The 24,956-nt window shown below is 64.3% G+C and carries 23 protein-coding genes and 2 pseudogenes; 15 read left to right on the top strand and 10 right to left on the bottom strand.

Going from position 1 to position 24,956, the window contains the following annotated elements; genetic code table 11:
* The first annotated feature begins 112 nt into the window (after positions 1-112).
* From AC0V7N_RS06950 to AC0V7N_RS06910, 9 genes are all read left to right on the top strand, one after another.
* Complete coding sequence (locus AC0V7N_RS06950; protein ID WP_475455930.1) at positions 113-1,177, top strand: polyamine ABC transporter substrate-binding protein; 1,065 nt, start codon at positions 113-115, stop codon at positions 1,175-1,177.
* A 349-nt stretch (positions 1,178-1,526) separates the two neighbouring features.
* Entirely contained in the window at positions 1,527-2,363 is an 837-nt protein-coding gene (locus AC0V7N_RS06945) for an ABC transporter permease (protein ID WP_475460229.1), read from the top strand.
* A 183-nt stretch (positions 2,364-2,546) separates the two neighbouring features.
* On the top strand, positions 2,547-3,338 hold the full coding sequence (locus AC0V7N_RS06940; protein WP_475455928.1) for an ABC transporter permease: 792 nt from the start codon (positions 2,547-2,549) through the stop codon (positions 3,336-3,338).
* The gene (locus AC0V7N_RS06935; protein ID WP_475455926.1) at positions 3,335-4,408 is read left to right on the top strand and encodes an ABC transporter ATP-binding protein; all 1,074 of its coding nucleotides are present in this window, start codon (positions 3,335-3,337) and stop codon (positions 4,406-4,408) included. The genes AC0V7N_RS06940 and AC0V7N_RS06935 overlap by 4 nt, the downstream gene beginning before the upstream one ends.
* 12 nt (positions 4,409-4,420) lie before the next feature.
* Complete coding sequence (locus AC0V7N_RS06930; RefSeq protein ID WP_475455924.1) at positions 4,421-5,695, top strand: glycosyltransferase; 1,275 nt, start codon at positions 4,421-4,423, stop codon at positions 5,693-5,695.
* A 238-nt stretch (positions 5,696-5,933) separates the two neighbouring features.
* Complete coding sequence (locus tag AC0V7N_RS06925) at positions 5,934-6,284, top strand: cupin domain-containing protein (protein WP_475455922.1); 351 nt, start codon at positions 5,934-5,936, stop codon at positions 6,282-6,284.
* Between the two features lie 16 nt (positions 6,285-6,300).
* Positions 6,301-6,642: a cupin domain-containing protein gene (locus AC0V7N_RS06920; RefSeq protein ID WP_475455920.1), complete on the top strand. Its 342-nt coding sequence runs from the start codon at positions 6,301-6,303 to the stop codon at positions 6,640-6,642.
* A gap of 21 nt (positions 6,643-6,663) precedes the next feature.
* Complete coding sequence (locus AC0V7N_RS06915; RefSeq protein WP_475455918.1) at positions 6,664-7,008, top strand: cupin domain-containing protein; 345 nt, start codon at positions 6,664-6,666, stop codon at positions 7,006-7,008.
* A gap of 20 nt (positions 7,009-7,028) precedes the next feature.
* A complete protein-coding gene (locus AC0V7N_RS06910) occupies positions 7,029-8,537 on the top strand; it encodes an aldehyde dehydrogenase family protein (RefSeq protein ID WP_475455916.1) in 1,509 nt (502 codons plus the stop codon).
* Here the strand turns inward: AC0V7N_RS06910 and bla are convergent.
* Positions 8,449-9,468: a class A beta-lactamase gene (gene bla, locus AC0V7N_RS06905; protein ID WP_475455914.1), complete on the bottom strand. Its 1,020-nt coding sequence runs from the start codon at positions 9,466-9,468 to the stop codon at positions 8,449-8,451. The genes AC0V7N_RS06910 and bla overlap by 89 nt on opposite strands.
* Before the next feature lie 105 nt (positions 9,469-9,573).
* Between bla and AC0V7N_RS06900 the strand changes: the two genes are divergently transcribed.
* Positions 9,574-10,464, top strand: a complete 891-nt coding sequence (locus AC0V7N_RS06900) for a LysR family transcriptional regulator (RefSeq protein WP_475455912.1) — start codon at positions 9,574-9,576, stop codon at positions 10,462-10,464.
* 36 nt (positions 10,465-10,500) lie between these two features.
* Here the strand turns inward: AC0V7N_RS06900 and AC0V7N_RS06895 are convergent, their stop codons facing one another.
* The 5 genes and pseudogenes from AC0V7N_RS06895 to AC0V7N_RS06875 form a co-directional block, all read right to left on the bottom strand.
* Complete coding sequence (locus tag AC0V7N_RS06895; RefSeq protein WP_475455910.1) at positions 10,501-11,262, bottom strand: SDR family NAD(P)-dependent oxidoreductase; 762 nt, start codon at positions 11,260-11,262, stop codon at positions 10,501-10,503.
* Between the two features lie 10 nt (positions 11,263-11,272).
* Positions 11,273-12,086 (bottom strand): annotated as a pseudogene (locus AC0V7N_RS06890) (ABC transporter permease).
* Positions 12,086-12,949, bottom strand: coding sequence for an ABC transporter permease (locus AC0V7N_RS06885; protein ID WP_475455906.1), 864 nt, complete (start codon positions 12,947-12,949; stop codon positions 12,086-12,088). The pseudogene AC0V7N_RS06890 and the gene AC0V7N_RS06885 overlap by 1 nt, the downstream one beginning before the upstream one ends.
* Positions 12,950-13,013: 64 nt before the next feature.
* The gene (locus AC0V7N_RS06880) at positions 13,014-14,177 is read right to left on the bottom strand and encodes an ABC transporter substrate-binding protein (protein ID WP_475455904.1); all 1,164 of its coding nucleotides are present in this window, start codon (positions 14,175-14,177) and stop codon (positions 13,014-13,016) included.
* A gap of 6 nt (positions 14,178-14,183) precedes the next feature.
* On the bottom strand, positions 14,184-15,293 hold the full coding sequence (locus AC0V7N_RS06875; RefSeq protein ID WP_475455902.1) for an ABC transporter ATP-binding protein: 1,110 nt from the start codon (positions 15,291-15,293) through the stop codon (positions 14,184-14,186).
* Between the two features lie 115 nt (positions 15,294-15,408).
* Between AC0V7N_RS06875 and AC0V7N_RS06870 the strand changes: the two genes are divergently transcribed.
* The 5 genes from AC0V7N_RS06870 to AC0V7N_RS06850 all read left to right on the top strand — a co-directional run bounded on the left by AC0V7N_RS06870 (position 15,409) and on the right by AC0V7N_RS06850 (position 19,338).
* The gene (locus tag AC0V7N_RS06870; RefSeq protein WP_475455900.1) at positions 15,409-16,224 is read left to right on the top strand and encodes a response regulator transcription factor; all 816 of its coding nucleotides are present in this window, start codon (positions 15,409-15,411) and stop codon (positions 16,222-16,224) included.
* 254 nt (positions 16,225-16,478) lie between these two features.
* Positions 16,479-17,360, top strand: a complete 882-nt coding sequence (locus AC0V7N_RS06865) for a metal ABC transporter solute-binding protein, Zn/Mn family (protein ID WP_475455898.1) — start codon at positions 16,479-16,481, stop codon at positions 17,358-17,360.
* On the top strand, positions 17,357-18,151 hold the full coding sequence (locus AC0V7N_RS06860) for a metal ABC transporter ATP-binding protein (protein WP_475455896.1): 795 nt from the start codon (positions 17,357-17,359) through the stop codon (positions 18,149-18,151). The genes AC0V7N_RS06865 and AC0V7N_RS06860 overlap by 4 nt, the downstream gene beginning before the upstream one ends.
* Positions 18,135-18,944 (top strand): metal ABC transporter permease, encoded by an 810-nt coding sequence (locus AC0V7N_RS06855; protein WP_475455894.1) that lies wholly within the window; start codon positions 18,135-18,137, stop codon positions 18,942-18,944. The genes AC0V7N_RS06860 and AC0V7N_RS06855 overlap by 17 nt, the downstream gene beginning before the upstream one ends.
* Positions 18,931-19,338 carry a Fur family transcriptional regulator gene (locus AC0V7N_RS06850; protein ID WP_475455892.1) on the top strand — a complete coding sequence of 136 codons (408 nt, stop codon included), beginning with the start codon at positions 18,931-18,933 and terminating at the stop codon, positions 19,336-19,338. The genes AC0V7N_RS06855 and AC0V7N_RS06850 overlap by 14 nt, the downstream gene beginning before the upstream one ends.
* Before the next feature lie 5 nt (positions 19,339-19,343).
* Here the strand turns inward: AC0V7N_RS06850 and AC0V7N_RS06845 are convergent.
* The 4 genes and pseudogenes from AC0V7N_RS06845 to AC0V7N_RS06830 form a co-directional block, all read right to left on the bottom strand.
* A pseudogene (locus AC0V7N_RS06845) lies at positions 19,344-21,415 on the bottom strand (3-hydroxyacyl-CoA dehydrogenase NAD-binding domain-containing protein).
* 130 nt (positions 21,416-21,545) lie between these two features.
* A complete protein-coding gene (locus tag AC0V7N_RS06840; protein ID WP_475455888.1) occupies positions 21,546-22,493 on the bottom strand; it encodes an ABC transporter permease in 948 nt (315 codons plus the stop codon).
* 3 nt (positions 22,494-22,496) lie between these two features.
* Complete coding sequence (locus AC0V7N_RS06835) at positions 22,497-23,477, bottom strand: ABC transporter permease (protein ID WP_475455886.1); 981 nt, start codon at positions 23,475-23,477, stop codon at positions 22,497-22,499.
* Position 23,478: 1 nt separating this feature from the next.
* Positions 23,479-24,948 carry a sugar ABC transporter ATP-binding protein gene (locus AC0V7N_RS06830; protein ID WP_475455884.1) on the bottom strand — a complete coding sequence of 490 codons (1,470 nt, stop codon included), beginning with the start codon at positions 24,946-24,948 and terminating at the stop codon, positions 23,479-23,481.
* Between the last annotated feature and the right edge of the window lie 8 nt (positions 24,949-24,956).

Genomic DNA, 24,956 nt, shown 5'->3' with positions numbered 1-24,956 from the left:
ACTGTCAGTGCAATCGGCAACAAAAAGACCGAGGGAACGGATCGGAGCAGCGGCATGGGTCGCGCCGGGTCCAAAGACAGAATTCGACGATCAACCGGAATGGGAGTCTGCCATGACCGCTACCAGCCCGCGGCGCCGTGCGCTCAAGCTATCTTCAATCGCTCTCGGCCTTGCCCTGGCGCTGTCGGCGCCGGCGATAGCCGCCGACCTCGTCATCTCCAACTGGGACGGCTACATGGCGCCCGATGCCATGGCCGCGTTCAAGACCGCCACCGGCGTCTCCGGCGAAGTGGTGGTGCACGCCACCAATGAGGAGATCATGGGCAAGCTGATTGCCGCCGGCGGCAAGGGTTACGACGTGGTCTTCGTCTCCTCGCCCTTCGCCGAAGTACTGAACAAGCTCGGCCTGACCGAGCCGGTGGACCACGCCAAGATCCCCAACCTCGCCAACCTTTATCCCGAAGCGACCAAGCTCCCGCACGATGTCGGCAACACCTTCTCCGTGCCCTACACCTGGGGCACGACCGGCCTCTGCTACCGCTCGGACCTGGTGAAAATAGCGCCGACGAGCTGGAGCGACCTGCTCGCGCCTTCCGACGAGTTGAAGGGCAAGACCACCATGCTGGCGACCGATCGCTGGCTGCTGGCTGCCGGTCAACTCGACAAGGGCTTTTCGGTCAACGAGACCGACCCGGCCAAGATGGCCGAGGTCAAGGACCTCTTGATCTCGGCCAAGAAGACCTTACTCGCCTATGACGACACCACCTTCTATTCCAAGCTGGTGTCGGGCGAGGCGCTGATGGTGCAGGCCTGGGATGGCTGGTGCAATTACGGCATCGCCGAGAAGCCGGAGATCAAATACGTCATCCCGAAGGAAGGTTCGGACCTCTGGGTCGACACGATGGTGGTGATGAAGGCTTCCGAGCACAAGGACGACGCCTTCAAGTTCATCAACTTCATGCTCGACGCCAAGAACCACGCCTGGGCGGCACAGAACATCGACTACAAGGTGCCGAACAAGCCGGCGATGGAAAGCTTGCCGGCCGATTTCCTGGCCAAATTCCCCAACATGGCGATGCCGGTGGCCGACCTCGTCAAGTTCGAGCAGCTGCGCGACGTCGGCGAAGCCCAGCGGGACTATTCGAAGATCGTCAGCGAGATCAAGGCCGCGCAGTAAATCGGTTCCTGGAATCAAGCTTGCGTTCCGTGTCGCCCCCCTCTGGCCTGCCGGCCATCTCCCCCTCAAGGGGGGAGATTGGCTGGATCGCGGCCTGTCGCCAATCTCCAGCGCAGCGCCCCCTCATCCGGCCGCTTCGCGGCCACCTTCTCCCCGTGGGGGAGAAGAGGAAAGCGCCGACGCTGGCCACCTCCTCTCCCCTCGGGGAGAGGTCGGATAGCCCCGAATTGCCCTTCGCAATTCGGTTGGCAATCCGGGTGAGGGGGCAGCTGCCAGGACACCATTTCGATGCAGTTGAGATGATCGGCAGGGGTGCCGCGTGACACGCCCCTCCCGTTCCTCCCTGCTGATGGCCCCGGCGCTGGTCTGGTTGACCGCGCTGATGGTGGTGCCGTGCGCGCTGGTGCTGGCGCTCGCCTTCTTTCGGCGCGGCATCTATGGCGGCATCGACTACACCTTCACGCTGGAGAATTTCGGGCTGGTCTTCGACCCGCTCTATGCCGGCATCTTCCTCAATTCGGCGCGCATCGCCGGCACCGCAACACTGATCGCGGTGGTGATCGGCTATGCCGCCGCATACGCCATCGCGGCCGCACCGCGCCGGTGGCAGCCGGTGTTCCTGTTCTTCGCTGTGCTGCCGTTCTGGTCCAACTACCTGATCCGCACCTATGCCTGGATCGTGCTGCTCAACCGCGAAGGCCTGATCACGCAGCTGCTGCGCTGGTTCGGCTACACCGGCGAGCCGCCGTCGATGCTCTATACCGAAGGCGCCGTCATCGCCGGCCTCGTCTACAACTATTTGCCCTTTGTCATCCTCGCCTGCTACGCGCCGCTGTCACGCCTCAACCCGGAACTGGCCGAAGCCTCGCGTGACCTCGGCGCCTCGGCAGCCACGACATTCCGCCGTGTCATCCTGCCGCTGACAGTGCCCGGCATCGCCGCTGGCGCGGTCTTTGTCTTCGTGCTGTCGATCGGCAATTTCGTCACCCCGGCGCTGCTCGGTGGCGGTCGCTTCCAGATGATCGGCAATCTCGTCTACGACCAGTTCCTGACCGCCAATGACTGGCCGTTCGGCGCCGCCTTCGCCATGGCGCTGATCGCCATCATGCTCCTGGTGCTGATGGCGCAGGCGATGGCAGCCAATCGCGCCTCGGGGCGGACAACATCGGGAGGCACCGATGGCTGATGGCACCTCCCTTGCCTTCTCCCAGTTCACGGGGAGAAGGTGCCCCGAAGGGGCGGATGAGGGGCGGCGCCAACCTTTGCCACCCTCAGCGCTGCCCCTCATCTGCCTGCCGGCATCTTCTCCCCGCGAACGGGGAGAAGGACGCTGCTCACCCGCTCGCCTCCAAACTATCGGGGGCCTGCGATGATGCCGTCATTTGCCCGCACCCTCAGCATGCGGACGATCCTCGTCCTCGTCTTCGCCTTTCTCTACATCCCGATTGCCGTGCTGGTGGCGCTGTCGTTCAACGAAGGCGGACTGCCGACCGCATGGTCGGGGTTTTCGCTGAAATGGTATGTCTCGCTGGCCCATAATTCGGCCATCCTGTCCGCCGCGCTCAACACGCTGATCGTGGCGCTGGTCTCGACGGCCATCGCCACCTTGCTCGGCACGCTGCTGGCGATCGGCGTCGAGATGCGCCGACAATATGGCAAAGGCCTCGAAGCGCTGATTTTCGCGCCGATGATCATTCCCGACATCGTGCTGGCGATCGCGCTGCTGTCGTTCTTCTCCATGCTCAACCTGACCATGGGCCTGCACACCATCATCCTTGCCCATGTCGTATTCAATCTTGCCTTCGTCTGCTCGGTGGTGCGCGCACGGCTGAAGAGCTTTGATTGGTCGATCGTCGAGGCCTCAGCCGACCTCGGTGCCTCCGCCATCACCACCTTCCGGCGGGTGACCTTGCCGGTCATCGCGCCGGCGGTGATGGCCGGCGCGCTGCTCGCCTTCACGCTGTCGGTCGACGAATTCATTATCGCCTTCTTCACCGCTGGCGCCGGCCGCGCCTCGACGACGCTGCCGATGCAGATCTACGCGATGATCCGCTTCGGCATCACGCCGGAGATCAATGCGCTGGCGACCATCGTCATGGCGGTCTCGATCACCGCGCTGACCCTGTCGCAACGGCTTAACCGTGGGATCATCGGCCAATGAGCGAACCTCGCACGCTGCTGGCCATCGATCACGTGTCGAAGAACTTCGGCCGCGTCACCGCCGTCGACGGCATCTCGCTCGATATCAGGGAGAACGAATTCTTCGCGTTGCTCGGCCCGTCCGGCTGCGGCAAGACCACGCTCTTGCGCATGCTCGCCGGCTTCGAGACGCCGAACGACGGCCGCATCCTGCTCGACGGCAAGGACATCGCCCGGACCCCGCCCAACAAGCGGCCGGTCAATCTGATGTTCCAGTCTTACGCGCTGTTCCCGCATATGAGCGTCCGCGCCAACGTCTCCTACGGCCTGGAGATGGAGCGCTTGCCGGCTAAAGAAATCCGGTCCCGCGTCGACGCCATTCTGGCAACGACCGAACTTGTCCCGTTCGCCGACCGCAAGCCGGAGCAATTGTCCGGTGGCCAGAAGCAGCGCGTCGCGCTCGCCCGCGCCCTGGTCAAGCGTCCCCGCCTGCTGCTGCTCGACGAGCCCCTCGGCGCCCTCGACAAGAAGCTGCGCGGCGCCATGCAATTGGAACTGAAGCGCCTGCAGCACGAGGTCGGCATCACCTTCGTCATCGTCACCCACGACCAGGAAGAGTCGCTCGTCATGGCCGACCGCATGGCGGTGTTGAAGGACGGCAAGTTGCTGCAGTGCGACACGCCGCACGCGATCTACGAACATCCCGCCGACCGTTTCGTCGCCGACTTTATCGGCGTGATGAATTTCGTCCCGGGCAGGGCGTCAGCCGATGGCGTGATAGCGGCCAACGGCGCGCGCATTGCCGGCAAGGTTCCCGCGGTGCTTTCGCCCGGTGCTTCCGCTGTCGCGTCGGTGCGGCCCGAGCGCATCCGGCTGTTCCCTTCAGCCGAGACAGCCAACCGCACCACCGGCACGGTCGAGGCACTGGCGTACCACGGGCTAGACCTGCAGTTGCATGTCCGCACGCCGCTGTCGCCAAAACCGTTCCTGGTGCGCGTCACCGCGGATGCCGCCGACCGCCGGCCGGTGTCATCGGGCGACCAGGTCGAGCTCGGCTGGGATGCCGCCGATGTCAGAATTTTTGAGGAATAGAGGAGAAGCCTGATGGCGCAGAAGACGATCGCGTTTTTTCCCGAAGCGGCCTACGGCCCGGCACTCAATTCCGTCGGCATCGCGCAGGCGATCGAGGCGCGCGGCCACAAGGCTGTGTTCCTGTCGGACCCTGGCTTCGTCGAGGTCTACAGAGGCTATGGTTTCGAGGCGCATCCGGTAAACCTGTCGGAGCCAATGCCGCCCGAACAGATGGCCAAGTTCTGGGAGGATTTCATCAACGGCCACATCCCCAACTTCCGCAAGTCGCCCTACGATCAGGTCGACAATTATGTGAAGGATTGCTGGACCGCGATCGTCGACAGCGCCAAATGGGCGCAGAAGGACCTGCCGCGCGTGCTGGCCGCCATCAAGCCTGATGTCATCTGCGTCGACAACGTCATCCTGTTCCCAGCGATCAAGCAATACGGCAAGCCCTGGGTGCGCGTCATCTCCTGCTCGGAAAACGAGATCGAGGACGAGGACATCCCGCCGCATCTCTCCGGTTGCGGCGAAAACGACCATGCCGGGCATCAGCGCTATCGCGATCACGTCAACGCGGTCATCAAGCCGATCCATGACGACTTCAACGCCTTCCTCACCGCCAACAATGAGGCGTCCTATCCGATCGGCCAATTCTTCGAGGCCTCGCCCTATCTGAATCTTCTGCTCTATCCCGAAGCGGCAAAGTTCAAGCGCCGCCATCCGCTCGATCCGGCGAAATTCCAGTATCTGGAAGGCTGCGTGCGGCAGGAGAAACCTTTCGCTGTACCGGCCTTCGCTGAGAATAATGACGGCCCGCTGCTCTATGTCTCCTTCGGCAGCCTCGGCGCCGGCGATGTCGAGCTGTTGAAGCGCATCATCGCCACTCTCGAGCAGACGCGCTACCGCGCGCTGGTCAATGTCGGCGGCTACAAGGACCAGTACACGGATGTGCCCGGCAACGTCATCGTCGAGAGCTGGTTCCCGCAGCCTTCGGTGATCCCGCAGGTCGACGCCGTCATCCACCATGGCGGCAACAACTCGTTCACCGAGTGCCTCTATTTCGGCAAGCCGGCCATCATCATGCCCTATGTCTGGGACGGCCATGACAATGCCACCCGCGTCGAGGAAACCGCCCACGGCTTGGGCATGCCGCGCTACGACTGGAACGATGGCGAGCTGGTTGCGAAAATCGAAACATGCCTGACCGATCCGAAGATGAAGGCCAAGCTGGCGAAGACATCGGCACAGATGCACGCGCAGAATGGGCCTGAGAAGGCGGCTGGGTTGTTGGAGGCTCTGCTGTGAATGCGATGTTTGAAATGCCGAGCCAAGGCACCCCCCTCTGGCCTGCCGGCCATCTCCCCCTCAAGGGGGGAGATCGGCTGTCACCCCCGCTTTCGCCAATCGCAAAGGTGGTAAGGAATGCGCCACCGCAGAAACTGCCAATCTCCCCCCTTGAGGGGGAGATGTCCGGCAGGACAGAGGGGGGCCTCGTAGAGCGGCGACGGATCGGCGTTCAGCATCATGATCGTGGAGCACGCTCATGACCTCCTCCGCCCCGCACCTATACCAGGCATCCACCCGCGCCGATCTCGTCGACTGGGGTGCCCAGCCAGACGTACTGGACGGCGCCTCACACTCCACCGGCAAGCTCGTGCACAAGGGGCCGAACAACCAGCCGGAATCCGGCATCTGGGTGTGCACGCCGGGCCGCTGGCGGCTCTCGATCCCGCGCGATGAATTGTGCCATTTCGTCGCCGGCCGTGCGACCTACCGCTCGGATGTCGGCGAAGTGATAGAAGTGTCAGCCGCGACCGTGGTCATGTTCCCCGCCGGCTGGACGGGCGAATGCACCGTGCATGAGACCATGCGCAACGTCTACATGCTGGCCTGAACAACGGAGCTACCACATGTCGACACCGCATTGGCCGCAGGCCGCGAACGTGGAACTGGAGGATTGGGGCGCGGGCAGCAACACACTTGCCGGCGCGCCGCGCGCCTCCGGCAAAATCCTGTCGCAAAACCCGGATGGGTCGAGCGAATGCGGTCTGTGGTCCTGCACGCCGGGCACGCGCAAGGTCACCTTTGCCGCCGACGAGTTCTGCCATTTCCTGTCGGGGCAAGGCAGCTATGTCCACGACAATGGCGAACAGATTCCGGTCGCGGCCGGCACGCTGGTTTTCTTTCCCGCCGGCTGGACCGGCATCTCCATCATCACGCAAACGCTGACCAAGGCCTTCATGTGCCGGTGAGCCTTTTTCAAGGAAATCGATATGACCACGCCTGTTATGAAATCCCCTCTCGCCATCACCGACCTCGTTGACTGGGGCGTCATCCCGACCATGATCGAGGGTGAGTCCCACACCTCTGGCAAGCTGCTCTACAAGGGGCCGGAAGGCCGTTCCGAATGCGGCCTGTGGGTCTGCACCCCAGGCAAATGGCACTGCCACGTCACCCGCGACGAGTTCTGCCACTTCCTTGAGGGTCGCTGCACCTATGTCCACGAATCCGGCGAGGTCATCGAGATCGAGCCGGACACGGCGGCCTTCTTTCCGCAGGACTGGAAGGGTGTCTGCACCGTCCATGAGACGATCAAGAAGGTCTACATGATCCGCTGAGCGGACCTGAAAGGACGACCATGGATTTCGCCCCTGACCGGCCGACCTTCTTCGTCAACCCGGATTACCGGCCGATGGTTGGCACGACCAAGCCGGTGATCGACCCGGCCACGCTGGAAACCGTCGGCGCCATCACCGCGGCCAGCGACAGTGAAATCGACGCCGCACTCACCGCCGCGGCCAGGGCGCAGGCTAGCTGGAAGAAACTCGACGCCAAGAGCCGGGCAAAGCATCTGCATGCCGTGGCCAACGCCATCGAGGCCGCCGACTTCACCCGTTGCGCCGAACTGATGGTGCGCGAGATGGGCAAGCCCTATCCGGAAGCGATCGGCGAGATCGCCAATTGCGCGCCGATCTTCCGCTACTATGCCGAGATGGCGCGCGACGATGCCGGCAAGATCGCCGGCACGACGCAGGCCGGTTCGTTCCAGTACGCGCGCTATGAGCCGTACGGCGTCTCGGTCCACATCATGCCCTACAACTTCCCGATCCTGCTGATGTGCTGGACCGTTGCGGCGTCGCTTGCCGCGGGAAATGCCTGCATCATCAAGCCGGCCGAGGCGACGACGCTGTCGACGTTGGACTACATGGCCGTGTTCCGCTCACTGCCGGAAGGGCTGGTTTCCTGCCTGCCCGGCGGCGCGGCGACCGCGCAGGCGCTGATCACTTCCGACCGCACCCATGCCGTTGCCTTCACCGGCTCGGTCGCCGCCGGCAAGGCGGTTGCGGTGGCCTGCGCCGAACGCATGAAGCCGTGCGTCATCGAGGCCGGTGGCAGCGATCCGCTGATCATCAGCGAGCACGCCCCGCTTGAGGTCGCCGCAGCCGGCAGCGTCACCGCCGCCTTCCACCTCACCGGCCAGGTCTGCACCTCGGCCGAGCGCTTCTTCGTCGTCGATGCCGTGCATGATCGTTTCGTCGAGCTGTTTGCCGAAAGGACGCGGGCGCTACGCATCGGCAACGGCATGGACAAGACCGAGATCGGACCGCTGGTCAGCGAGGCTGCCCGTGCGAAAGTCATGCGGCTGGTCGACGATGCGATCGCCAATGGCGCCAGGGCGATCACCGGCGGGCGGATTCCGCCGGCGCACAATGTCGGCTGGTTCTACGAGCCGACCATCCTCACCGGCGTCACCCCTGATATGGCGATCGTGCGCGAAGAATGCTTTGGCCCGGTCGCCGCCATCTGCCGGGTGAAAGATTTCGACGAGGCGATCCGGCTTGCCAATGACAGCCCGTTCGGGCTCGGCGCTTCCGTCTTCACAACCGATCTCGCCGAAGCGCATGAGGCGGCCGAACGGCTTGAGGCCGGCATGGTCTGGGTCAACAACCCGCTGATCGACAATGACGCCTTGCCCTTCGGCGGCTGGAAGGCATCGGGCCTCGGCCGTGAGCTCGGCCGCCAGGGGCTCGACGCCTTCCGCCGCTCGAAGATGGTGATCATCGACCACAAGCCCGCAATCCAGGACTGGTGGTACCCATACCCCGACAGCTGGTTCCGCGAGACCGGCGGCCGCAAGCACGTATGAGAGATGCAGCGCGGCGCAGCCGCGCCGCTCGACAAGGTTTACGCCTCGATCGCTTCGACAGCGCCCGCGAGACGGAAGCAATCACCGCGTTGCGCTTGGCCAGGCTCTGCTTGGTGCCGGTCAGGTAAACCGACATCAGGATCGGATTACCCGACGCCGGCCAGATGACGGCCGCGTCATTGGTGCTGCCATGCTCGCCTGTGCCGGTCTTGTCGCCGCATTTCCAGCCCTTCGGCAATCCTGCCCCGATGCGGTCGTCGCCGGTCTTGTTGGCCACCAGCCAGTCGACAAGCTGCGCCCGGCTCTTTTGCGACAGGCTGTCGCCAAGGGTGAGGCGTTCGTAATCGTCGACCATCGCCAGCGGCGAGGTCGTGTCGCGCGGGTCGCCCGGCACGGACTCATTCAGCTCGGGCTCGATCCGGTCGAGCCTGGTCACCGTGTCGCCGATCGAGCGCAGATAGGCGGTCAGCAGCGCCGGCCCGCCAAAGGAGTCCAGCAGCAGATTGGCGGCGCCATTGTCGCTGACCGTCACCGCGGCTTCGCAAAGCTGCGCCACCGTCATCGCGTCGCCGGCGAATTTCTTGGTCGTCGGAGAGTTCGCGACGACGGCGTCGTTCGGGACCTCTATGCTGCGATCGAGCTGTTCGATGCCGCCGTCGACGCGGTGCAGGATGAGCGCCGCCGCCAGCGTCTTGAAGGTGCTGCACATCGGAAACAGCTCATTCTCGCGATAGCCGAACTGTGTTGTCGTCCCGGCGATCCGGCATGCCACGCCGAGTCGTCCACCGCTTTTCGCCTCAAGCTGCCTTATTTTCGGCGTCAGCCCATCAAATTTTGTCGGGCTCGTCGCCGCCTTCGCCATCGCGCCAAGCGTGATGGGGACCGTCAAAACCACCGCGAGACCACCGATGAAACTGCGTCTGCTTGTCATGTCCACACTCTCTGTTGCCCCGCGCCGCAGAACTGGACCCGATCCGGCGCCATCGCAAACGAGTAAACGTCGCCTCCGCCACAAGAAAAACTAGGGCTGGGTCCGATGAAGCGATCGCACCTCCCGCTGAACGGCCTGCGCGCCTTCGAGGCCGCCGCCCGGCATCTCAGCTTCACCGGCGCCGGCCTCGAACTGCGTGTCACCCAGGCCGCCGTCAGCCACCAGGTCAAGGGCCTTGAAGAGGTGCTTGGCGTCAGGCTTTTCCGCCGGCTGCCGCACGGGCTTGCCCTGAGCGAAGAGGGCGAGGCCTTGCTGCCTGTGCTGAGCGATGCCTTCAATCGGATCAGCGTCACGCTCGACCGCTTCGAGGGCGGCCGCTTCCATGACATCGTCACCGTCGGCGTCGTCGGCACCTTCGCCTCGGGCTGGCTGATCCCTCGTCTTCCGCTGTTCCACCGGGCCTATCCGGACATCGAACTGCGCATCTCGACCAACAACAACCGGGTCAATCTCGCCGCCGATGGCCTCGACTTCGCCATCCGCTTCGGCGACGGCTCCTGGCAAGGAACCGACAACACGCCGCTGCTATCAGGCTCGTTCTCACCGGCCTGTGCGCCCGACATCGCGGTACGCCTGCGCGACCCCTCGGATCTCGGCCGCGAAACGCTGCTATGCTCGTACCGGGAAGACGAATGGCTGCGCTGGTTCGAGGCAGCGGGACGCCATTGCCCGCCGATCAAGGGCATCGTTTTCGATTCCTCCGTCACCATGGCCAACGCCGCCGTCCAGGGCGCCGGTGTGGCGCTGCTGCCGGTCTCGATGTTCAGCCGCGAGCTTGGCTCCGGCCAGCTGGTGCAGCCCTTTGGCAGCACGGTCGATGTCGGCCGCTACTGGCTGTCGGCGCGGCGCAGGCGCCAAGACTCGCAGGCGATGACGACCTTCGCCGATTGGCTGAAAGCAGAAACGGCTGGGAGCAATTCCAGGAAAAGTGTGTAGCGGTTTTCCGTCCGGAATTGCGCCAAAAAGCAGGGGTCAGCCGATGCTCTCGCCGCCGTCGATCACCAGCGCCTGGCCGGTCATGAAGGATGATCTATCGGAGACGAGGAACAGGATCGCCTCGGCGATCTCCTCCGCGCTGGCCCAGCGCCCCATCGGGATCTTGGTGCGGACATAGGTTTCGATCGCCTCGCGACCACCCATCTGCGCGATGAAGGGTTCATTGAACGGTGTGTCGACCCAGCCCGGGCAAAGCGCGTTGACGCGCACATTGTGCCGGGCATAGTCGAGCGACATCTGCCGCGTCATCGCCACCACCGCGTGTTTCGATGTGGCGTAGGCGATCATCTCGCGGTCGTAGAACACGCCCGAATTGGAAGCCGTGTTGAGGATGACGCCGCCGCCTTGCGCAACCATCGACGGCATGACGATCCGCGCCGCCAGGAACTGCGCCCGCACATTGACCCGCCACGAGGCATCCATGCCTTCGGTCCCGACCTCGGTCAGCGTGCCGCCGACCTGGATGCCGGCATGATTGTGCAGGATGTCGATGCGACCATATTTGCCGAGCGTGCCGGTAATCAGCTCGTCCACCGCCGTGTCGTCCGAGACGTCGGTGGCAATCGCCTCCGCCTGCCCACCCGTCGCGCGGATGTCGGAAGCCGCCGCCTCGCCGCTGGCCTGATCCCTGTCGGCGATGACGACCACCGCGCCTTCCCTGGCCATGATCATGGCGCCTGCGCGGCCGATGCCGGAACCGGCGCCTGTCACCACGGCGATGCGGTCTTTGAGGATCATGATGCGGCTTTCAGTTGGACGGCTTGCGCTGGCGCAATTGCCACTGGGCAAGCACCACGAGCAGGACGGAAGCGACGAGCACGATCGTCGCGATGGCGTTGATCTCCGGCGTCACGCCGCGCCGGGATCGACGCGAAGACATAGATCGGCAGCGTCGTCTGCGCGCCGGCGACGAAGAAGGCGACGATGAAATCGTCGAAGGAGAAGGTGAAGGCGAGCAAGAAGCCGGCGACCACCGCCGGCATGATCTGGGGCAGGACGATCGAGCGGAACGTCGTCAGCGGCGTCGCGTAGAGATCGCTCGACGCTTCGACCAGATTGCGGTCGAGGCTGCCAAGGCGCGTGCCGACGATCATCGTCACCAGCGCCATCGAGAACAGGCCATGCGCGGCGATGATCGAACCGTAGCCAAGCGACAGCTTGGGCGGCTGATCGTTCGGCCAGATCGAGGCGAGGAACGGATTGACCACGCCAAACAGCTGGACGAGCGCGACCAGCGTCGAGATGCCGATGACGACGCCGGGAACGACGATCGCCGCACCAAGCAGCGCGTCGAAGATTGCGCGAGTCCTGACGCCGACGCGCGCCAGGCCGAGAGCCGCTGCCGTGCCGCACACCGCCGCCAGCAAGGCGCTGGTGGTGGCGATGAACAGGCTGTTCTTCAGCGCCTCGACAAGGAACGGGTTGGACAGCGCCGTGCCGTACCATTGCGCCGAAAAGCCGGTGAACTCGCTGGCATGGCGGCCGGCATTGAACGAGAACAGCACGACCAGCGCGATCGGCAGATAGAGGAAGGCAAAGACGGCGGTGACGAAGGCGCGCATCAGATCAGGTCCACCCGGCGTGCGCCCGAGACCCGGGTCGAAATGCGGTTGGCGGCAATCAGCACCACCACCGAAACCGCCACCAGCGTGATCGCGATGGCCGATCCGAACGGCCAGTTGCGCGATTGCAGGAACAAATCGACCAGCGCATTGCCGATGAAGAACACCTTGCCGCCGCCAAGCAGCGTCGGGATCAGGTACTCGCCAAGCAGCAGGATCATCACCAGCGAGAAGCCGGTCATCACGCCCGGCAGCGACAGTTTTAAGGTCACCCCGAGAAACGTCGATAATGGCGTAGCGCCGAGATCGGCGGAGGCTTCCAAGAGCCTTCGGTCGAGCCGCTCGAGGCTGACATAGATCGGCAGGATCATCAGCGGCAGATAGCCATAGACGATGCCGAGCAGCACGGCGCCCGGCGTATTGATCAGCCTGACATCCTCGATGCCGACAAAAGCGAGCAGCGCTGGGATGCCGCGCCCGCCCAGAATGTACATCCAGGCATAGGTCCGCATCAGAAGGCTGGTCCAGAACGGAATGACGACCAGCGCGAGCAGGATCAGCCGCCAGCGCGCAGGCGCTCGCAAGGCAAGGTAGTAGGCGACCGGATAGGCGACCAGCAGACAGGCGAGCGCGCCCACCGGTGCCAGCACCATCGTGTTCCAGAACGCGGTCGCCCGCGCCGGAAGGTTGGCATATTGCGCGAAGGTGAAGGCGGCCTGATAGCCGCCCTCCGGCGCTCGCTCGCCGACGCTGAACACGGCAATCGCGATGAACGGCAGCACCAGGAACACCACCAGCCATACTGTTGCCGGAGCAAGCAGCAAGGCGGTCAGGAAATTGTGCCGAAATCTGTTGCCGTGCATTGAAAACCGCCCCGATGCCGGCGGGCATCGGCCCGCCGGTTTTGTCTCTACGTCAGGCCAGCCCTCAAGCCGACTTGAAGCGCGCCATCAGTTCGGCGCGGCCCGGATCGGTCAGCGTTGCCGCCGCGCCGAATTCCAGCGGCGTCAACAAATCCGCCGCCGGATAGAGGATCGGATTGTCGAGCACTTCCTTGGGCAGCAGCTTGTTGACCCGCGCATCGGTCGAGGGTGCGCCATTGGCCAAGTGCTCCTTCACCGCGACCTGCGGGTTCATCAGATAGTTAAGCAAGGCATAGCCCGCCGGCTTGTTCGGCGCGTCCTTCGGGATGGCATAAAAGTCGGTCCAGATCTCGCCGCCTTCCTTGCCCAGAACATAGGCGATCTCGGGAATGTCGCGATGCAGCTGCGCGCCGTCATTGGTCCAGCACATGGTCATCCAGGCGTCGCCCGCGCGCATGCCCGGCTGATAGTCCGACGAGACCGCGAACAGATGCGGCTTGACCTTCAGCAGCAGTTCCTCCGCCTTGGCGAGTTCGTCTGGCTTGAGCGAGTTGAACGAGTAGCCATAGTACTTCAGCGCATTGCCGATTGTGGTCAGCTGGTAATCGTGCACCATGGTGCGGCTGTCGCCCTCGGCCATGGCGGTGTCCCAGAATTCCTTCCAGCTCGTCATCGGCTTGGTCAGCTTCTTGGTGTTGACGGCAAAGCCTGTCGTGCCCCAGTTCTTCGGCACGGCATAGGTCACCTTGTCGATCGTGCCTTCCGAGGTGAAGCGCGGGTCTTCCTGCGTGCCGTCGAAATTCGGCAGCTTGGCCATATCGAGCGGCTCGATGATGCCGAGCTTCTTGTAGGTCGAGATCGTGTAATTGGTCGGCACGAACAGGCTCCAGCCCGAGGCGCCGGCCTGCAGCTTGGCCAGCATCTCCTCGTTGGAGCCGAAGACGTTGACCTCGACGGCGACGCCGGTGTCCTTCTTGAAATTCTCGAAGGTCTGCGGATCATGATAGTTCGGCCAGGTGGCGATCGACATGCGGTCGCCAAGGTTTTCCGCGGCAAAGGCCGGCGTCGGCATGATGCCGATCTCGCGCGCCATCACCGCCGTCGCGATGCCAAGGCCGGTGAGGCCGAGGAAATCGCGGCGGCCGATCGAGCCGCGCTTCAGGCGCATCAGCTGGTCGACGAATTTTTCGGGGCTTATCGGCAGTCCGTCACGATATGATTTCGACATGTTTGGTTACCCTCTGGTTGGTCCGTTGTTCTTGGTCTCCGAAAACGCCAGCGGCGTTCCGGTGGCATAGCCGATGGCGACGGGTTCACCCGGCTTGAAGAGGTTGCCTTGGCCGATCAGATGGTCGGTCTTGGCCAGCAGCGTTCCGATGCCCTGGACCTCGATGGCGTATTCCGCTGTCGAGCCCAGGAAAATCCGGTTGCGGACGATGCCCTTGAACGGGCCGGTTTCCGGCGCGCCAAGGCTGAGCGATTCAGGACGCAGGCTGACCGAGACAGTCTCACCTTGCTGCAAGGCGGTTCGTTTGCGCGCCGCAATGACGGTGCCGTCCGCCAGCGCCACGTCGACCAGATCGCCTGAGTGTCCGGCGACGGTGCCGCTCAACAGATTGGTTTTGCCGACGAAATCGGCGACGAACAGATCGGCCGGCTCGTCATAGATCTCGCTCGGCTGGCCGAGCTGGACGATGCGCCCGCCATTCATGACGCAGACGAAATCGCTCATCGACAGCGCTTCCTCCTGGTCGTGGGTGACCAGAACGAAGGTGATGCCGATCTCGCGTTGCAGGTTCTGCAGCTCGATCTGCATGTCGGTGCGCAGCTTCTTATCGAGCGCCGCCAGCGGCTCGTCGAGCAACAGCACCGCCGGCTTGTTGACCAGCGCGCGCGCCAGCGCGACACGCTGCTGCTGGCCGCCGGACAGTTCGTGGATCTTGCGGCGGCCATAACCGGCAAGCCGCACCATTTCGAGCGCCTCGCCGGCCCGCTGGCCGATCTCGCGCGACGCCAGCCGCGGCCGTGCCTGGCGCAGCCCGTAGGCGACGTTGTCCTCGACATCGAGATGCGGGAACAGTGCGTATTGCTGGAACACCATGTTGACCGGCCGCCGGTAGGGCGGCGTGCCGGCCATGTCCTGGCCGCGGATGAAGACCTGACCCTCGCTCGGCTGTTCGAAGCCGCCGATCATGCGCAGGCAGGTCGTCTTGCCGCAGCCGGACGGCCCGAGCAGGGCGACGAAAGCGGAGGGTGGAACAGAGAGATCGATGCCGCTGACCGCGGTCACCGCGCCATAGCGCTTGGTGACGCCGCGAAACTCGATGTCGGGCACTGCGGTCAAAGGCTGCGGGCTCCAGCAACAGGGCTATTTCGAAACGCTACCAGAGCCAATGGCAGCTAGTATATACCTCGCAGGTGGTATATCTGATCTATTTTATCGTTTAAGGGGGTAGGGATTGAGTGCATCCCGCAGCGACGAATACAGCCGGCTCGCCACCCTTGTCGCGGCGACGCGGGAAACGGTCGGCGACCTGTTCGGCAAGGCGATGGTCGACTGGTTAAAACAGCATGTCAGCTTCGACCACTGCGTGATCTTCGGCTATCGCGGCGCCTCACGACCGCCGCTGCTGTTCGAGACCTTCTCGCCGGCCGAGAGCCACGTCTTCGTCGCGCTCTACCAGGAGGGGCCTTATCTGCTCGATCCGTTCCACCACGCGGCGGTCGAGCGCAAGGAAGGGTTTTGGCGCATGCGGGAACTCGCGCCCGACCGCTTCTATGCCAGCGAGTATTTTCGCTCCTATTACAGCCAGACCAGGCTGGCCGAAGAGGTCGGCTTCTTCGTGCCTTTGCCCGGCAAGGATGCGCTGGTGCTGTCGCTGATGCGGCTGCGCGCCTCAGGCCCGTTCGGCACCGCCGATGCCAGGCTGCTGCGTGACATGGCACCGGCGGTGATCGCCTTCACCCAGTTGCGCTGGCCCGCCCTTCCCGCCGACGAGCCGGCCGAGGCGAAACAGGACCAGGCGATCGCTGCGGTCAACGAGTTTGACCGTGCCCATATCTGGAAGAGCCTGTCGCTGACCCCGCGCGAAAAGCATGTCGTCGACCTGGTGCTGCAGGGCCATTCGACGGAATCGATCGCCCGGGCGATGCGCATCGTGCCGGGGACGGTGAAGGTCCACCGCCGCAACATCTACCGCAAGCTCAAGATCAAGTCGCAGGCCGGCCTGTTCGCCCGCTTCGTCGAGATCATCGACGCGCGGATAAGGAATTGAACGGCCGGATGCGTCCGTGCTGATGGACCGCATGCCTCGGCGATGAGCGGAGACATCAATCGCTTCCGCCAATCCCGAATGATTTGCCATGCTGACCGAGGTCACGGTTTTGTGTTCGCCAGACGTTGGAAAGTTCCATTGATCGTCTCGGATTTCTACCGTAAACGTTATACTGTTACCGTTACACTATAACGTGACACCGACACGCATGGCGGCGGACTGTCTCTGCCCCAGATTTCCCAAGGAGACCAAGGATGCGTTCCGTTCCCTTTCTGGCCGCGCTGCTGGTTGCCGCGCCGCTGCTGATCGGCACTGCCGCCCGGGCCGAAGACAAGCTCAATGTCGTCGCGGCCGAGAATTTCTATGGCGATCTCGCCCGTCAGATCGGCGGCAGCCATGTCGCCGTCACCAGCATCCTGTCCAATCCCGACGACGATCCGCATCTCTTCGAGACCAGCCCGTCGACGGCGCGCACCATCGCCGATGCCAAGGTCATCATCTACAACGGCGCCGACTACGATCCGTGGATGGACAAGTTGCTGTCGGCCTCGAGCAAGCCGGACCGCACGACCATCGTTGCGGCCGACCTGATCGGCAAGAAGTCCGGCGACAACCCGCATCTCTGGTACAACCCGGCGACGCTGCCGGCGGTCGCCAAGGCGCTCGCCGCCGATCTGTCGAAGCGCGATCCCGCCAACGCGGTGCACTACGAAGCCAATCTGAAGCAATTCCAGGCCTCGCTCGACGGCATCGACAAGGAAATCGCCGACGTCAAGAAAACCTACGCCGGCACCGAGGTGACCGCCACCGAACCGGTGTTCGGCTACATGGCGGAAGCGCTGGGCCTCAAGATGCTGAACTATGATTTCCAGGTGACGGTGATGAACGACGCCGAGCCGAGCCCGACGCAGGTTGCCGCATTCGAAAACAGCCTGAAGGACGGTTCGGCCAAGATCCTGTTCTACAATTCGCAGGTGACCGACGAGGCGACGACCCGGCTGCTCGACCTCGCCAAGCAGAACAAGGTCACCGTCATAGGCGTCACCGAAACGGAGCCGGCCGGCAAGACGATCCAGACCTGGTTCAGCGGACAACTCGACGAGGTCCAGAAGGCGCTCGCAGCCCGCACGCAATGAGCGCTGTCGCATTCGACCGGGTGACGCTGACCTATGGGGGGCGTCGGGTTCTGTCCGACGTCTCCCTTTCCGTTCCGCAAGGCGCCTTTGTCGGTCTTCTCGGTGCCAATGGCGCCGGCAAGACGACGATGCTGCGTGCGATCCTCGGCCTGATAGAGCCGTCGGGCGGTACCATCTCAGTGCTGGGTGGGCCGCCAAAGCGCGGCAATGCTGATATCGGCTACATGCCGCAGGCGCGGCGCGCTTTGACCCATATGGGGATCAGCGGCCTAGACTTCGTGCTGACAGCGGCCGGCGGCCATCGCTGGGGTTGGCCGGTTGCTTCCGCCACCGAGAAGGAAGCCGCCTGGAAGGCACTCGAAGCGGTCGAAGCAAGCGACCTCGCCCGGCGTCCGCTGGCCGAGCTATCCGGTGGCGAGCGCCAGCGCATCCTGATCGCCCAGGCGCTGATCGGCGACCCGCAACTGCTTCTGCTTGACGAGCCGCTGATCAGCCTCGACGCGGCGCACCAGCGGACGATCATCGACCTCGTGCATGAGATCGGTGAACGTCTCGGCATCGCCGTGCTGTTCTGCTCGCACGAAATCAATCCGCTGCTGCGCGCCGTCGATCGCGTGCTCTATCTCGGCAACGGCAAGGCGGCGATCGGCAGCGTCAACGAGGTGATCAACGGGCCGGTGCTGTCGAAACTCTACGGCACGTCGATCAATGTCGTGCGGGTCGCCGGGCGGATCTTCGTCATGGCCGACGATGTCGAACTGGAAAGCGGGGTGCATGTTCACGATGTTTGACTATGAATTCATGCGCAACGCCTTCTATGCCTGCACGATCGTCGGCATCGTCGCCGGCGCGGTCGGCTATTTCCTTGTGCTCAGGGGCCAGACTTTCGCCGGCCACGCGCTTGCCCATGTCGGGTTCCCTGGTGCCACCGGTGCCGGCCTGATCGGGCTGTCGCCGTTCTTCGGCCTGACCGTGTTCACCGTCGTCGCCGGCATCGGCATCGGCCTGCTTGGCGAGCGCGCGCATCGCGACGTCGCCATCGGCATAGTGCTGACGCTGTCGCTCGGCCTCGGCCTTCTGTTCCTGCACTTCTACACCGCCTTCGCCTCGCAGGCGACGAACGTGCTGTTCGGCAATGTGCTTGGCATCAGCCTGCGCACCGTCGTGGTGCTCGCGGTACTGGCGGTGGCGATCCTTGTTGCACTGGTGCTGATCGCCCGGCCGCTGCTGTTCGCCAGCCTGCAGCCGGAGCTCGCCGAAGCAAGGGGGGTGCCGCTCAACCTCGTCTCGACCCTGTTCATGATCCTGGTCGCGGTCGCGACCGCCGAGGCGGTGCAGATCGTCGGCGTGCTGCTCGTCTTCTCGCTGATGGTCGGCCCGGCGGCGACCTCGCTGCGGCTGACGCGTGGCGTGCTCGCCGGCATCGCGGTCTCGATGGCGCTGGCCGTCACGATTGCCTGGGTCAGCCTGTCACTCGCCTTCCTGACCGACTGGCCGACGAGCTTCTGGATCACGGTGCTGGGTGCCGCAGCCTATCTGGTCAGCGGCATCGCGCAACACTCGATAGCCAATGACAGATCCTGAACTCACCCGGAACCAAAAGTTGGTGCTGGCGGCCATTTCCCGCGCCGGCAGGCCGGTCAGCGCCTACGACATTCTCGACGACATCAGGCCGCACGGCATCAAATCGCCGGTACAGGTCTACCGGGCGGTCAAGAAACTCATCGAGAATGGCGCGGTTCACAAGGTCGAGAGCCTCAATGCTTTCGTGCCGTGCGCCGGCCAGCATAGCCATGGCCGCGGAACCGCGATCCTGGCGGTCTGTGAACAATGCGGCCGGGTCACAGAATTCAGCGACGACATCATCGATCGCCGGCTCGCCGAATGGGCAACGCGCGAGCGCTTTCACATCGAAGCGACGAGCATAGAGGTCAACGGCCGCTGCGCCGACTGCACGCTCGGACAAAATCAGGGATAGCGCCGTCAGGCCGTCGCGTCGGTCTCCCACGAGCCGGTTTCGGCCATGCGCCGAAGCAGGGGCGCTGGCTTGAACACGTCCTTGCCGGTCCGCTGATGCCAATAGTCGAGCCGCTCGATGATCTTGCCGGCACCTTCGAGGCCGGCCCAGAACATCGGGCCGCCCTTACCAATGGGAAAGCCGTAGCCATTGACCCAGACGACATCGATGTCGGAGGCGCGAGCCGCGATCTTCTCTTCAAGGATCTTGGCGCCCTCATTGACCAGGGGATAGAGCGTGCGCTCGATGATTTCTTCCGCACCGATCGCGCGCGGCTCGATGCCCTTCTCGGCGGCCTTGTCGCGGATCAGCGCCTCCACCTCCGGATCGGGAACGCCCGCCCGCGCACCGGCCTCGTAGAGATAGAAGCCACGGCCGGTCTTCTGGCCGAAACGCCCCTGCTCGCACAGCGTGTCGGCAATCACGGCCGTGAGGCCGCGCGCCTTGCGGTTGCGCCAGCCGATATCGAGGCCGGCGAGATCGCCCATCTGGAACGGTCCCATCGGCCAGCCGAAATCGGTGAAGGCCTTGTCGATCTGGCTGGGCGTCGCCCCCTCCAGCAGCAGCGCTTCCGATTCCGAACCGCGCGCGGCCAGCATGCGATTGCCGACGAAGCCGTGGCAGACCCCGACGACGACCGCCACCTTGCCGATCCGCCGCGCCATGTCGACGACGGTTGCCAGCGCGTCCGGCGCGGTCTTTCGGCCCGCACGATCTCCAGCAGCTTCATGACATTGGCCGGCGAGAAGAAATGCAGGCCGAGCACATCCTGCGGCCGCGAGATCGAGGCGGCGATTTCATTGATGTCGAGATAGGAGGTGTTGGTGGCAAGGATGGCGCCGGGCTTGGCTATCGCGTCGAGCCTGCCGAACACCTCTTTCTTCACCGCCATGTCCTCGAACACCGCCTCGACGATCAGGTCGCACTCGGCAAGGTCGGCATAGTCGGTGGAGCCTTTGAACTGGGCGAGCCGTTGATGCTTGGTATCTGCCGTCAGTGAGCCGCGCGAGACCGAAACAGCATAGTTCTTCTCGATCGTGCCCAGCCCGCGTTGTAGGGCCTCCTCGCTGCTCTCCAGCAAGGTGACGGGATAGCCGCCATTGGCGAAGGCCATGGCGATGCCGCCCCCCATCGTGCCGGCGCCGATGACGCCGACGCGGCCAATCCTGCGCCTGACGATGTCCTTGCCGGGAAGCTTTGCCGCCTCGCGCTCGGCGAAGAACAGATGGCGCTGCGCCCGCGACTGGTCGCTGGCAACCAGCCCAGCGAATAGCGCGCGCTCGGCCGCCAGTGCTTCGTCGAAGGGCAGTGTGACGGCATTGCGCACCGCTTGCGCGCAGGCGATCGGCGCTTCGAGGCCCCGTGCCTTCTTGGCGAGATCCGCCGCCTCGGCATCGAAAGCCGCGAGATCCGTTTCCCCAAGCAAGTCATTGCGATCGCGCACCGGCGTGAACGGACCACCCTTGCGGGCGATTTCCCGGGCGAAGTTCACGGCATGCGTGGTCAGGTCGCCTTCAAAAACGGCATCGACCAGACCGGCGGCATGCGCTTCGGTCGCGCCGATCGGTGTACCTGAAACGATCATCTTCAGCGCCTTCACCGCGCCGGCCAGGCGCGGCAGCCGCACCGTTCCGCCGCCGCCGGGAAGGATGCCGAGCTTCACCTCGGGCAGACCGAGCTTGGCGCCGGCATCGGCAACGCGGAAATGACAGCCGAGCGCCAGTTCGAGGCCGCCGCCGAGCGCGGTGCCGTGGATAGCGGCGACCGTCGGCTTGGCGATGGTTTCCAGCATGGCCACGATGGCGCGCAGATCGGGTTGCTGCACCGGCTTGCCGAATTCGGTGATGTCAGCGCCGGCGACGAAGGTCCGCCCAGCGCAGGCAATCACAATGGCCGCCACCGACGCGTCATCGCGCAAGGCAACGAGCGCCTGCATCAGCGGTTCGCGGACGTGAAAACTCAGCGCGTTGACCGGCGGATTGTCGATGGTGACGATGGCGACGCCATTCTCGTTCACGACGCTGACAGAACTGGACAAGCGGAGCCCTCCCGAGGCCAACTGCGATCGCGGAAGGGTTTACTAGCCCGCGCTGCGAATGGAAACCTGATGTTGGGCTGGCCTAACGATTGCCCGGGAGCCCAGCGTCAACGCGTCGTGATCCTTCACGCTAACGCACCGCCTTTTCCCCTCCCGCCGCGGTAATAACCCCAACGATGATCAGCCCCGTCAACAGCAGCCGCACCCCGGCACTGACCCCAAACGTGTTGAGCATGGTGAGCAGCAGCACCAGGAACAGCGCCGCGCCCCAGACTCCCGGCACATTGGCCTTGCCGCCGGCTACCGACGTGCCGCCGATGACCACCACGGCGATCGAGGCCAGCAGGTATTCATTGCCGATATCGACATTGGCGCCGCGGAAATAGCCGGCCAGCAGGGCGCCGTCGATGCCGCCGAGCGCCCCCGACAGCGTGTAGGTGAGGAAGCGGATGCGGCCGACATTGACGCCGGCGAGCCAGGCGGCGCGGATGTTCTGGCCGATCGCCAGCACCGAGCGGCCATAGATCATGCGCTGCAAGGCGATGGCCGCCCCGACGGTGAACAGAACGGTGAGGATCGCCAGCACCGGAATGCCGAGGATCTGCCAATTGGCGAAATCGGCAAACCCTGGCGGCGGCTTGATCTGCAGCCCGCGCCCGTAGCTGATATCGATCGACTGGATGATGAAGCTCGCTGACAGCGTGGCGATGATCGGCGGAATGCGCAGCGCCCAGATCAGCAGATAGTTGACGGCACCGATCGCAGCACCGCAGGCGAGTGCCGCCAGCAGCCCGACCACGATCATGGAATCGCTGCCGGCCATGACCTTCATGGCGACAGCGCTGGCCAGGCCGATATTGGCCGGCAGCGACAGGTCGACATTGCCCGGCCCGAGCGTGATGACGAACATCTGGCCGACGCCGACGATGACAGTGAACACCGCGAGTGACAAGGCAGCGGTGACCATGCCGCCGGCGCCATAGCCGCCGGTGAAGGCGATCGTTGCCAGCCACACCAACAAGGCGCCGACAAACGACCAGATCCAGGGTTTGGCAACCAGCGATCTAACCAATGCCATCGCTCACCTCTCCCTGCGGCTGATCAGCACCCGCGCCGCCAGCACGATGATCAGGATGGCGCCGTTGGCCGCCACCTGCCAGTCGGGTGGGATGTGCATGAAGGTGAGCAGCGGCGAGGCGGCCAGCGCCAGTGTCAGCGCGCCGATCACCGCACCGATCGGCGACACCCGGCCGCCGACGAATTCGCCGCCGCCGAGGATGACGCCGGCGATCGCCAGCAACGTGTAGCCATTGCCGATATTGGCATCGGCCGAGGTGGTGATGCCGATCAGCGCCATGCCCGACAGCACGCCGAACAGGCCGGCCAGCGCAAACAGCACGATCTTGGTCTTCAGCAGCGACCAGCCGGCACGCTTGAGCGCAGCCGGATTGCCGCCGGAACCGCGCAGGATCACGCCGTAGGAGGTGCGCATCAGGCCGAAATGGACGATGAGACCGATCAGCAGCGCCGCGATGATCGGGAACGGGACGAAAGGCGGCTTGAACGCCATGATCGCCAGCAGCCAGTCCGGCGCCTTGCCGCCGGGCTTGGGCAGGACGAGAATGGCGAGCCCCTGCCAGACGAAGCTCATGCCGAGCGTCACCACGATCGACGGCAAATTGCGCAGATGGATCAGCGCGCCAAGCAGCGCATAGATACCGATCGATCCGAGCAGGATGGCGACACCGATCAGCGGCGCGTCCTTCAGCCAGGTCGCGGTGACGCAGCCGACGAAACCGACAAAGGTGCCGATCGACAGGTCGAGTTCATTGCCTGATATGACGAACATCTGCGCGATCGTCGCCAGCGCGATCGGGATCGCCAGATTCAGCATCAGGCTGAAGCCGAAATAGCTGATGGCGCGCGGGTTGAGCCAGGCGATGGCGAGCAGCACCAGCGTCAGCGACAGCGCCGGCAGCAGCCCACGCAAAAGGCGGGCGCGGGCCAGCGCCCCACGCTCGGCGGAGTTCTTTCGGCCGGTGTCGAGGCTAGCCGCCGTCATCTCAGGCCGCGTCGCCGAAGGAGGACTGGATGATCTTCTCTTCGGTCAATTCGTCGCGACGCAGATTGGCGACGATGCGGCCGTTCTTGAAGACATAGACGTGGTCGCAATTGTCGAGCTCTTCGGTTTCCGTGGTGTACCAGAGGAAGGTGCGGCCATTGCGCGCCTCTTCGCGAACAAGGTCATAGACCTCCAGCTTGGTGCCGATGTCGACGCCACGCATCGGATCGTCCATCAGCACGATTTCCGCATCCGAGCCGAGCGCGCGGGCAAACAGCGCCTTCTGCTGGTTGCCGCCCGACAGCGAGAAGATGTTGTTGTTCATGTCGGGCGTGCGGATGCCGATCTTCTTCTGCCAGACCGCGGCAAGTTCGGCCTCGCGCTGCGGCGAGATCAGCAGCCCGTTGCGCAACCGCGCCAGCGAGCGGATGCCGATATTCTCAGCGATCGACCATTGCGGGAAGATGCCGTCCGACTGGCGATCCCCGGCCACCAGCGCCACAGGTGCTGTCACCTCGATGCCTGCCTTGGTGCGTGACGCAGCCGCGAAGATCGCCAGCAGCAGGTCGGTCTGGCCGTGTCCCGCCAACCCGGCTAGGCCGATGATCTCGCCGGCACAGGCGACAAGGTCGGTGCCGTCCTTCTGCGCGGCGGGACGCGCCCGAACCCGCAACGGGCTGGCCGCTGGTTTGGTTGCGGCAATCTCCGCCGCGATTTTCTGGCGCGCTTCCGCACCGCCCATCGCCGTCACCAGCCGGTCGCGGTCGAAGGCATTTGCCGCATCAGCAACGACCACCTTGCCATCGCGCATCACCACGATGCGGTCGGCGTTTTTCAGCACCTCGCCCAGCACATGCGAGATCAGGATGCAGCTTTTGCCACCGGCGACGAAGCGGCGGACAAAGGCCAGCAACTGGCCTGATGTATGCGCGTCGAGCGACGATGTCGGCTCGTCGAGGATGACGAGGTCGAGCCGGTCCTGGGTGACGGTGAAGGCGCGCGCCACCTCGACCATCTGGCGCCGGCCGATCGACAGGTCGCCGACAATGTCCCAGGCCGAGATGCCATGGTCCGGAAAGATCTTGTCCAACTTGTCGGTGATGAGTGCCGCCGCCTTGCGCCGCCAGCCGAAGCCCGAGAGCGAGGCGTGGTTGATGCGCGTGTTCTCGGCGACGCTGAGATTGGGGCACAGCGACAGTTCCTGGAACACGCAGCGTATGCCGAGTTTTTGCGCCCGCGACACCGAGTAGTTGTCCTCGATGTCGCCATGCACGCCGATCTTGCCGCTGTCCGGCGTGAGCGTGCCCGCCACCATGTGCATCAGCGTCGATTTGCCGGCACCGTTATGGCCGACCAGGCCGACGCACTCGCCGGGCCCGACATGGAAATCCACCCCGCCAAGCGCGCGAACGGCGCCGAAATGTTTTTCGGCGCCGTTCAGTCTGATGATGTCAGCGTTCCCTTCAGGCATGCCTAGAG

The sequence above is a fragment of the Mesorhizobium kamtschaticum genome (genome assembly GCF_056174585.1).
This window is presented reverse-complemented; position numbering and strand designations above follow the sequence as displayed.

Excerpts from the sequence above, each read along its gene's own strand:
- AC0V7N_RS06860 (WP_475455896.1), top strand. The coding sequence starts at position 17,357 with ATGAGCGCTGTCGCATTCGACCGGGTGACGCTGACCTATGGGGGGCGT.
- AC0V7N_RS06900 (WP_475455912.1), top strand. The coding sequence starts at position 9,574 with ATGAAGCGATCGCACCTCCCGCTGAACGGCCTGCGCGCCTTCGAGGCC.
- AC0V7N_RS06865 (WP_475455898.1), top strand. The coding sequence starts at position 16,479 with ATGCGTTCCGTTCCCTTTCTGGCCGCGCTGCTGGTTGCCGCGCCGCTG.
- AC0V7N_RS06950 (WP_475455930.1), top strand. The coding sequence starts at position 113 with ATGACCGCTACCAGCCCGCGGCGCCGTGCGCTCAAGCTATCTTCAATC.
- AC0V7N_RS06925 (WP_475455922.1), top strand. The coding sequence starts at position 5,934 with ATGACCTCCTCCGCCCCGCACCTATACCAGGCATCCACCCGCGCCGAT.
- AC0V7N_RS06915 (WP_475455918.1), top strand. The coding sequence starts at position 6,664 with ATGACCACGCCTGTTATGAAATCCCCTCTCGCCATCACCGACCTCGTT.
- AC0V7N_RS06930 (WP_475455924.1), top strand. The coding sequence starts at position 4,421 with ATGGCGCAGAAGACGATCGCGTTTTTTCCCGAAGCGGCCTACGGCCCG.
- AC0V7N_RS06880 (WP_475455904.1), bottom strand. The coding sequence starts at position 14,177 with ATGTCGAAATCATATCGTGACGGACTGCCGATAAGCCCCGAAAAATTC.
- AC0V7N_RS06920 (WP_475455920.1), top strand. The coding sequence starts at position 6,301 with ATGTCGACACCGCATTGGCCGCAGGCCGCGAACGTGGAACTGGAGGAT.
- AC0V7N_RS06885 (WP_475455906.1), bottom strand. The coding sequence starts at position 12,949 with ATGCACGGCAACAGATTTCGGCACAATTTCCTGACCGCCTTGCTGCTT.
- AC0V7N_RS06850 (WP_475455892.1), top strand. The coding sequence starts at position 18,931 with ATGACAGATCCTGAACTCACCCGGAACCAAAAGTTGGTGCTGGCGGCC.
- AC0V7N_RS06940 (WP_475455928.1), top strand. The coding sequence starts at position 2,547 with ATGATGCCGTCATTTGCCCGCACCCTCAGCATGCGGACGATCCTCGTC.
- AC0V7N_RS06855 (WP_475455894.1), top strand. The coding sequence starts at position 18,135 with ATGTTCACGATGTTTGACTATGAATTCATGCGCAACGCCTTCTATGCC.
- AC0V7N_RS06835 (WP_475455886.1), bottom strand. The coding sequence starts at position 23,477 with ATGACGGCGGCTAGCCTCGACACCGGCCGAAAGAACTCCGCCGAGCGT.
- AC0V7N_RS06910 (WP_475455916.1), top strand. The coding sequence starts at position 7,029 with ATGGATTTCGCCCCTGACCGGCCGACCTTCTTCGTCAACCCGGATTAC.
- AC0V7N_RS06840 (WP_475455888.1), bottom strand. The coding sequence starts at position 22,493 with ATGGCATTGGTTAGATCGCTGGTTGCCAAACCCTGGATCTGGTCGTTT.
- AC0V7N_RS06945 (WP_475460229.1), top strand. The coding sequence starts at position 1,527 with ATGGCCCCGGCGCTGGTCTGGTTGACCGCGCTGATGGTGGTGCCGTGC.
- AC0V7N_RS06895 (WP_475455910.1), bottom strand. The coding sequence starts at position 11,262 with ATGATCCTCAAAGACCGCATCGCCGTGGTGACAGGCGCCGGTTCCGGC.
- AC0V7N_RS06830 (WP_475455884.1), bottom strand. The coding sequence starts at position 24,948 with ATGCCTGAAGGGAACGCTGACATCATCAGACTGAACGGCGCCGAAAAA.
- AC0V7N_RS06935 (WP_475455926.1), top strand. The coding sequence starts at position 3,335 with ATGAGCGAACCTCGCACGCTGCTGGCCATCGATCACGTGTCGAAGAAC.
- bla (WP_475455914.1), bottom strand. The coding sequence starts at position 9,468 with ATGACAAGCAGACGCAGTTTCATCGGTGGTCTCGCGGTGGTTTTGACG.